Below are 8538 nucleotides of genomic sequence, written 5' to 3'. Positions count from 1 at the left end.
TGGACTCCCTCCTCCGCCTTGCGATCGCACGCACCAGACCCCGCCGACCCCGCCCTCCGGGCGGACGACGCCGATGTGAAGACACTCCCTAGGCCGTGACCTGGCCGCGTCGATCGTCCTATACGGGACGATCCCGTACAGGACGAGTTTTGTTACCCTCGCGGCATGGCATCCACCCCGCCCGTACGCAGCGTCCCGGACCTCACCTTCCAGTTGAAGCACATCGCGCACGTGCTCACCACCGAGCTGACGGCGGCGCTCGCCGAGATCGACAGCTCGCCGCGGCTGCACTGCGTGCTGGCCCACGCGCTGCCCGGCGAGCTGACCCAGGCCCAGGTGGCGGAGCTGGCCGACCTCGACAAGACCACGATGGTCGTGACGATGGACGAGCTGGAGAAGGCCGGGCTCGCGGAGCGCCGCCCGTCGAGCACCGACCGCCGGGCGCGGATCATCCACGTCACCGAGGCCGGCGTCCAGCACATCACCGACGGCCTGGCGATCATCGACCGCATCCACGGCGAGGTGCTCGGCACACTCCCGGAGGGCGAGCGGAAGGTCTTCGCCAGCGCTTTGCAGCGGCTGACCGAGGGACGGCTGGCCACCCCCGTGGAATCACCGCGTCCGGTCCGGCGGGCCCGGGAGGCGCGAATCTAGTTCCGAAGAATATCGTCTACAACAAAACTATCTGCTAGCGTCTTTCTTACTGGCCCCGCCGAGCAGGGAGACGCCCATGTCGCCGACGAGATCCATCACGCCCACCCGACCGCGTCCGCCGGTCCCGGCCCCCGACCGGTCCCGCTGGCTGGCGCTCGCGATCCTCTGCGCGGGGATGCTGATGGTCATCCTGGACGGCAGCATCGTGACCGTGGCGCTGCCCGCCATCCAGAGCGACCTCGGCTTCTCGCAGCCCGACCTCGCCTGGGTCGTCAACGCCTACCTGATCGCGTTCGGCGGCCTGCTGCTCCTCGCCGGCCGGCTGGGCGACCTGATCGGCCGCCGGCGCATGTTCCTGGCGGGCATCACCCTGTTCACCGCCGCCTCGCTGCTGTGCGGGGTGGCCGGCTCCCCCGCGCTGCTGATCGCCGGCCGGTTCGTCCAGGGGGTCGGCGGCGCGATGGCCTCGGCCGTGAGCCTGGGCATGATCGTGACGCTCTTCCCCGAACCGCGGGAGCGGGCCAGGGCGATCGGCGCGTTCAGCTTCGTCGGCGCCGCCGGGGCCTCGATCGGCCTGGTGCTGGGCGGCGTGCTCACCCAGTCCGCGAGCTGGCACTGGATCTTCTTCATCAACCTGCCGATCGGCGTCGCCGCCGGCGTGCTGGCCGCCCGCACCCTCGTCCCCGACCGCGGCCTCGGCCTGCGCTCCGGAGCCGACGCGGCGGGGGCGGCGCTCGTCACCGCCGGCCTGATGCTCGGCGTCTACACGATCGTCCAGGCCGGCCAGCACGGCTGGGGCTCGGCCCGCACCCTCGGGCTCGGCGCCCTGGCGGCCGCCCTGCTCGCCGGATTCGTCCTCCGCCAGGCGAAGGCCGCCGCGCCGCTGCTGCCGCTGCGGGTGTTCCGCTCCCGCCAGGTGTCGGGGGCCAACGCGATCCAGGTCCTGATGATCGCCGCGCTGTTCGGCTTCCAGGTGCTCGTCGTCCTCTACATGCAGCACGTCCTCGGCTACGGCGCCGCGCGCAGCGGGCTGGCCATGCTCCCGTCCGCCGTCGTGATCGGGATCGTCTCGCTCGGCTTCTCCGCCCGCCTGACCGGCCGGTTCGGTGAACGCACCATGGTCGTCTCCGGGCTGGCGCTGCTGCTCGCCGGGCTCCTGCTGCTCAGCCGGGTCCCCGTGCACGGCGGTTACGCCGCCGACCTGCTGCCCGTGATGCTGTCCCTGGCCGGTTTCGGCCTCGCCATCCCGGCGCTGACCGGGCTGGGCATGTCCGGCGCCACCGAGCGGGACGCGGGGGTCGCCTCCGGCCTGTTCAACACGACCCAGCAGATCGGCGGGGCGCTCGGCCTCGCGCTCCTCAACACCCTCGCCACGTCCCGCACCGACCACCTGCTGAGCGCCGGGCGGCCCGCCCCCGAGGCGCTGACCGCCGGCTACCACCTCGCCTTCGCCGTCGGCGCCGGGCTGATCGCGGCGGCCCTGCTCCTCGCCGCGACGACCCTCCCGGCCCGCCGCCCGGCCTGAGCCGCCGCTACGCGGCGACGGTGACCGCCCGGCGGGTCAGCAGGGGCTTCCTGCCGACCGGCCGGGTGCCGGCCGTCGCGGCCCTGGCGCCGGTCGCGAAGACCACGACCCGCAGGACCACGAAGCGCCCGACGCCCGCCAGGCCGGACGCCGAGAGGTAGACGCCCTGCTCCAGCAGCGGCCCGGGGTTCGGGTGGACCGCGTGCAGGACGAGCAGGGCGGCGGTGGTGAAGAGGTAGCAAATGGTGGCGGTGAGGCCGGACTTGAGGTGGTCGGCCAGCCGGGCGTGCCCCGCCCGGAAGGTGAAGCGGCCGTGCAGCTCGGTGGCGAGCAGGGTGGACAGGACGGTCACCACCGCGTTCGCCAGCGCGATCGGCGCATGGCCGGAGGCCAGCAGCATCGCCCCGCTGGACAGCAGCCCAACTCCCCCTCCGCAGACGACGAAGCGCACGAACGCCGCCAGCGGCCCGGTGGGGGCCGGGGCTTCTACCGGGGTGGCGGCCATGTCGAACTCCTTGTCAGCGGCGGGTGTCACTGACTCTGCCGCACCGGCCTCCCCCGGCCCATCCGGCTCATGCCCCATAACTCCTGGGGGTTATCCCTACCCCGCCCCCCAGGGGAACCCCTGACGGGGCCTGCGCCGCCGGTCGGGTCAGACGTTGCCGGGCAGCCGTTCGACGGCTTCCTTGGCCTCTTGCAGCCCGGCGCCCGTCAGCTCGCGGTAGACCTTGATCGCCTGGATCTTCTTGCCCTGGCGCAGCAGTTCGTCGATCGGCCGCAGGTCCGGGGAGAGCGGATCCTCGACGCCGAGGTGCGTCAGGATCAGCTCCTGACGGCGCTCCATGAGCTTGATCCGGCGCTCGACCCGGTCGACCTTCCGCTCCAGCGCGGAGAACAATGCCCCGAAGCCGACCAGCGCGATCAACACCACTATGTACGTCATACCGGGCGACCCTACCGAAGCGCCCGGATCCCCCGGCCGACCGGACGGGGACAGAGGCGCGCCCCGGTCGGGAAACCCGACCGGGGCGCTCTCGCAGGACGCCGGTGGCGAGACCGGTACGCCTGCGGGTAGGCCATGTGGGACTCGAACCCACAACCAATGGATTAAAAGTCCACTGCTCTGACCATTGAGCTAACGGCCCGCTGTTCCCGCCCAGCATAGCCGGGCGCCGGACGGCTCCGCTCCGCATCGCTGCCGGTCAGCCGCGGGAACGGCGTCGCCGGAGCGGGGCAGGCGGCGGGGGGCGTGGCCGGGGGCGCGGACCCGACGGTCGCGAGCGGCCCGCAGGGCCGGATCCAGCCACCCCGCAGACAGAGAAACCGCAGGTCATCCGGGGACGACCTGCGGCTCTCACGGTGGGCCATGTCGGACTCGAACCGACAACCAATGGATTAAAAGTCCACTGCTCTGCCAATTGAGCTAATGGCCCGCAACCCGCAGCATAGCCCGGCGAGGGGCGCAGGTCCGAGTCTTATCGGCTGCGGATGATCTGTGCCCGCGGCAGGGCAGGGCGCCACCCCTGCCCCCACACCTGCCGCACCCCTCAGCCTGCCCGGTGCGCCCCCGCTCAGTCGGTGGACTTCCCGGTGGCCGGTTTGAGGAACCAGTGACGGGCGGAGACCAGCCACCAGGTGGCGGCGAATCCGAGGACGACGAGGACCGCCACGGGCGCGTAGTTGAAGCTCTTCGCCGTGACGGGACTCACCTGCGGCAGCATGAACAGCACGGTGATCAGCGCCACCCACCCCATCGCGAGCCATCCGATCGGCCGGCTCCAGCGCCCCAGGTGCCACGGCCCGCGCTCGAAGGCGTCGCCCTTGCGCAGCCGCAGGAACGTCGGGATGACGTAGGCGATGTAGAGGCCGATCACGGCGATCGACGTCACGGCCGCGTAGGCGGTGGGGTTGATCAGGTACGGCAGGCCGAGCAGCAGCGCCCCCATGGCGGCGAGCCAGACGGCGTTGGTGGGCGTGCGGGTCCGCTCGTTGATGCGGTGCCAGACCCGGGAGAACGGAAGGGCGCCGTCACGCGAGAACGCGTAGATCATCCGGCTGTTGGCCGTGACGGACGCCATGCCGCAGAAGAGCTGGGCGACGATCACGACGAGCAGCAGCGCCTTGCCGCCGGTCGCGCCGAGCCCGTCGATGAGGATCTGCGCGGGCGGCACGCCCGTGTCGCTCTCCAGGGCCCCGCTGTAGCTGTGGATGGAGAAGGTGAACCCGAGCAGCAGCACGAACCCGGCGATCCAGGACGTCCAGATCGACCGGACGATGCCCCGCGGCCCCGCGACGGACGCGTCGTGCGTCTCCTCGGTCATGTGGGCGGAGGCGTCGTAGCCGGTGAAGGTGTACTGCGCCATCAGCAGGCCGAGCAGCACCACGTACAGGCTGCTGTTCCACCCGGTGTTGTTGACGAACTCGGTGAAGACGAAGGACGCCGACTGGTGGCTGTCGGGGACGATCGCGAGCGCCCCGACGATGACGGCCACGCCGATCACGTGCCACCACACGCTGATGTCGTTCAGCAGGGCGACGATGCGCACCCCGAAGGTGTTGAGCACGCCGTGCAGCACGAGGATCGCGGCGAACAGGATCATCGTGTGCCCGGGGGTGGCCGGCCAGTCGAACTGCAGCGTCAGGTAGGCGTTGAGGAAGCTCGCCGCCCCGAAGTCGATGCCGGCGGTGACCGCGACCTGCCCCAGCACGTTGAACCAGCCCGTGAACCACGCCCAGGCGGCGGCGCTGCCCTCGGGCGCCAGCGCCCGCGCCCAGTAGTACAGCCCGGCGGAGGTCGGGTACGCGGAGCAGACCTCCGCCATCGCCAGCCCGACCACGAGCGTCATCAGCCCGACGCCCACCCAGCCCCACATGATGACCGCGGGGCCGCCGGTGTTCATGCCGAACAGGTAGAGCGTCAGACACCCGGAGAGCACCGAGATGATCGTGAACGACACCGCGAAGTTCGAGAACGCCGACATCCGCCGCGCCAGCACCTGGGTGTACCCCATCTGCCGCAACCGCTCCTCGTCGGACCCCTCGACGGGCTCCGGCGGCTGATCCGTACGCATAGTTGTCATGCCCCCAGCGATTCCCTCGCCGGGGGCACGACATGCGCGGCAGGTGCCGCAGGTTCACGGCAGCCGGCGACGCGTCAGCCGATGGTCCTGTACATGTTGTAGCCGGAGCCGATCTTGACGCCGGTCGCGGTGAAGCTGCCCTGGGCCGTGCCGTCGTAGCGCCACAGGAACCCGGACGCGTCCCGGCCGATGACATCGTTCCTGCCGTCGCCGTTCAGGTCGCCGACGCCCAGGATCATGTTGTAGCCCTGCCACCCGCCGGTGAGCTTGACCGGGACCAGGAAGCCGCCCGTGCCGTTGCCGTCGAAGCGCCACATCACGCCGGCCGCGTCGCGGCCCAGCAGCTCGGGAATCCCGTCGCCGGTCAGGTCGCCGGGCGTCCCCAGCCAGGTGTATCCCTGCCATCCGGCACTGATCCTGGTCCGCGCCGCCAGGAAGCCGCCCTTGCCGTCGCCGTCATGGCGCCACATCACGCCGGTCGCGTCCCGGCCCACGATGTCGAACTTCCCGTCACCGTTGAGGTCCCCCGCGGCCATGAGGGTGTTGTAGACCTGCCAGCCCGCGGTCAGCGTCTGGTACCCCGCCGCCGGGTTCGGCGAGCCGTAGCGGCGCAGTTCGCCCGCCGAGGTACGCACCAGCAGGTCGTTGACGTGGTCGCCGTTGAGGTCGCCCGCCGGGATCAGGAGCGAGTCGGCCGGCCAGCCGCCGGTGATGACCGCTCCGCCGTAGGTGCCGCCGTTGGCACCCATGTGCATCCGGACGTCCGTCGGCGTGGCGGCGTTACGGCCGAAGAGGTCCGGCCGTCCGTCGCCGTCGTAGTCCCGCAGCACGGGTGTGCTGCCCCTGAGCCGGGTCGCCCCCGAGACGACCAGCGCAGGGCCGGTGCCGTCCGCCGGCTGGGCGGTCAGCGTCCAGCTGTAGGAACCGTTCGGGACGGTGCGGCCGGCGGTGTCCTTGCCGTCCCAGCCCGTGCTGAGCCGGGTGCCGCTGCGGTCGGTGCCGGCCCGGGTGGCGACCACCGCGCCGCGCACGTTCCTGACCGTCAGGCTCCAGCTCGCCGCCGGGCGGGACAGCTGCCAGGTGCCGTGCCAGGTGTTCACGCTCTCCTCGGCGGAGGCGAGGTCGACGTCGCCGCCGATCCGGGCGTCGAGCGACGTGAGCGGGGAACGCGGGATCGTCACGGGCTTGATGTGCACGAGCTTCCCGGCGTCCACATAGGCCACGTGGCCGCCGTAGGCGTCGACCGTCCACGTCCGCTGCCGGTCGTCGCCGACGTTGGCCGCGACGGACGCCAGCTCGGTGGTCGTCGCCGTGCCGAGGTCGGTGAGGAAGAGCTTGCCCGCCGCGCTGTCGCGCCGGACGACGAACCCGTCCCCGAGCAGCGCCTCGCCCTGCACGACGGCCACGTTCTTCCCGGCCGTCAGGTCCCAGACCCCGGCCTTGGCCGCGGGATTGGCGGGCTCGCAGTTCCAGTAGAGCCAGTGGCTGACGACCTGGAGCTCCTGCGGGACGCATCCGGAGCCGATGTTGACCGCGGCGGAGGTCGTCTTCGCCTTCAGGTCGTAGGAGTCGACGGTGCCGGCGACCGTGCCGGCCTTCCACAGGGTCTTGCCCCGCAGCGCCGCCCCGGTGATGTTCCGGGTGAGCACGATGCCGTTCGTCCCCGGGTTCTCGAAGTCCCCGACGTACTGCCGGCCGTTCGAGGCGTTGGCGACGAAGTACTGCTCCGAGGCGGAGACCAGGGAGGTGCCGGACGCCGGGAGGTCGTTCGCCTGCAGGCGGTCCGTCGCGAGCGGCGAGACCACCCCGTTGCCGGAGAGGTACGCGGAGTGCCCGTCGCCCCGGGAGACCAGGCTGGGGTACTCGTTGAGCAGCCGGTAGTCGAGCCGCCGCTCGCCCGCCACCGGGCTGCCGGCCGGCGCCAGGTCGTAGGAGTACAGGCCCTTGAGCGGGCTGCCGTCCGCCAGGCTGATCAGCTGGAGGCGCCCGCCGCCCAGCGACAGCCCCTCGACGGCCGCGGTCACCGGCGGCAGCACCCGCAGGGTGGACACCACCGGCTCCGCGCCGGGCTCGGCGGTGACCTTGCGGATCGCCCAGTCCCGGGGACCGCTGCCACCCGCGACGACCACGCTCCCGTCGGGGCCGTGGGTGAGGGAGTCGCTGGTGTACCGCAGCAGCGTCTTCACCTCGCCGCCGCCGATGGGGATGGCCTCCAGCCGGTCGCCCGGCTGGTAGTCGTGCATCTCGGGTGACAGGTTGCGGTTGAAGACGACCCAGTCGCCGACCGTCCCGAACTTGGCGAAGGGCGGGGAACCGGCGGGCGGTTCGGGGAGCGTCGTACGCACCGGCGTCGCCCCGGGGGTGGCGCGGGGAACGGTGTAGACGTCCCGCTCTCCCGGCGCGTAGCCGAGGACCTGGTCCGTGCCGAGGACGACGCTGCCGGTACCGGTCCGGCCGGCGAAGACTTCCTGGACGGTCCCTTGAGCGAAGTCGACGAGGAACCGGTGGGACTCGGTCGCCGAGACCCGCACGGTGAACACCGCGCCCCTGGCGTCCTGGGCGTCGGCGTACGGGGAGATGGTCCCGGCGGGCAGCCCGTCGATGACCTGGTCGGTGGTCCCGGCGTCCGTCTTCCGCAGCAGGTGCAGGATCTGCGGGTTGTCGGGGTCCCGGAAGTGCTCGATGGCCAGCGTGACCGTCGGGTTGAACAGCGGCATCCAGCGGTAGCCGAGGGGCAGGTCGATCGACGTCTTCGCCCCGGTGGTGAGGTTCTCGACCTGGACCGCCCGCGGGGTGACCGTCTGGACCGCGCTCAGACCGGAGTGGATGTTCTCCGGATCGGCGCGCGGAACGTCGCGGCTCTCGCCCGACGCCAGGTCGGTCCACTGCCGGACGCTGTGCCCCTCCTGGTAGTGGAGGTATCCGCCCTCCCCCGCCGACTGGAGGTCCTCGGTCAGTGGGAGCGGACGGACGCCCGCCGGGAAGACGACCTCGGCGTCGGCCGGACCGTCTGCCGCCACTGCCGTGGGGAGGGTCAGCGCACCGAGACCGGTGGAGAGAGCGAGTGCTGCAACTGCGGCGATGCTGCCGCGGACGAGGGCCTGATGGGCCACCCGTACCTCCTGGTGATCCGAGAAGAAGGCATGGTGGCACCGCGGCAGGAATGCCGCGTCGGCGCAACGATGGTGTGAAAGCCCCCCGGCTTACGTCCCCCCATGCAAGTCAGTGGATCTTAACAGTGACCTCACAGGCAACAGAAGCAAAAAACGGGCCCGGACG

The 8538-nt window shown here is 71.6% G+C and carries 6 protein-coding genes and 2 tRNA genes; 2 read left to right on the top strand and 6 right to left on the bottom strand.

Translation table 11 applies throughout. From position 1 onward, the window contains the following. Positions 1 to 165 precede the first annotated feature (165 nt). Both ABZ721_RS35400 and ABZ721_RS35395 read left to right on the top strand, forming a co-directional pair. Positions 166 to 654: a MarR family winged helix-turn-helix transcriptional regulator gene (locus tag ABZ721_RS35400; RefSeq protein ID WP_358792893.1), complete on the top strand. Its 489-nt coding sequence runs from the start codon at positions 166 to 168 to the stop codon at positions 652 to 654. A 76-nt stretch (positions 655 to 730) separates the two neighbouring features. Beyond that, positions 731 to 2179: a DHA2 family efflux MFS transporter permease subunit gene (locus tag ABZ721_RS35395; RefSeq protein WP_358792892.1), complete on the top strand. Its 1449-nt coding sequence runs from the start codon at positions 731 to 733 to the stop codon at positions 2177 to 2179. Between the two features lie 7 nt (positions 2180 to 2186). Here ABZ721_RS35395 and ABZ721_RS35390 read toward each other — a convergent pair whose 3' ends face one another. From ABZ721_RS35390 to ABZ721_RS35365, 6 genes are all read right to left on the bottom strand, one after another. Further along, entirely contained in the window at positions 2187 to 2684 is a 498-nt protein-coding gene (locus ABZ721_RS35390) for a GtrA family protein (RefSeq protein WP_358792891.1), read from the bottom strand. 147 nt (positions 2685 to 2831) lie between these two features. Further along, positions 2832 to 3122 (bottom strand): ribosomal protein L7/L12, encoded by a 291-nt coding sequence (locus ABZ721_RS35385; RefSeq protein ID WP_358792890.1) that lies wholly within the window; start codon positions 3120 to 3122, stop codon positions 2832 to 2834. Positions 3123 to 3251: 129 nt separating this feature from the next. Further along, positions 3252 to 3324 (bottom strand) — tRNA-Lys (locus ABZ721_RS35380). 215 nt (positions 3325 to 3539) lie between these two features. After that, positions 3540 to 3612 (bottom strand) — tRNA-Lys (locus ABZ721_RS35375). Between the two features lie 138 nt (positions 3613 to 3750). Continuing rightward, the gene (locus tag ABZ721_RS35370) at positions 3751 to 5250 is read right to left on the bottom strand and encodes an amino acid permease (RefSeq protein ID WP_358792889.1); all 1500 of its coding nucleotides are present in this window, start codon (positions 5248 to 5250) and stop codon (positions 3751 to 3753) included. 83 nt (positions 5251 to 5333) lie between these two features. Then, positions 5334 to 8372, bottom strand: a complete 3039-nt coding sequence (locus ABZ721_RS35365) for an FG-GAP-like repeat-containing protein (protein ID WP_358792888.1) — start codon at positions 8370 to 8372, stop codon at positions 5334 to 5336. Positions 8373 to 8538: the final 166 nt, after the last annotated feature.

Origin of the sequence: Streptomyces sp. NPDC006733 (assembly GCF_040636125.1) — a bacterium.
GTDB lineage: Bacteria > Actinomycetota > Actinomycetes > Streptomycetales > Streptomycetaceae > Actinacidiphila.
This window is presented reverse-complemented; position numbering and strand designations above follow the sequence as displayed.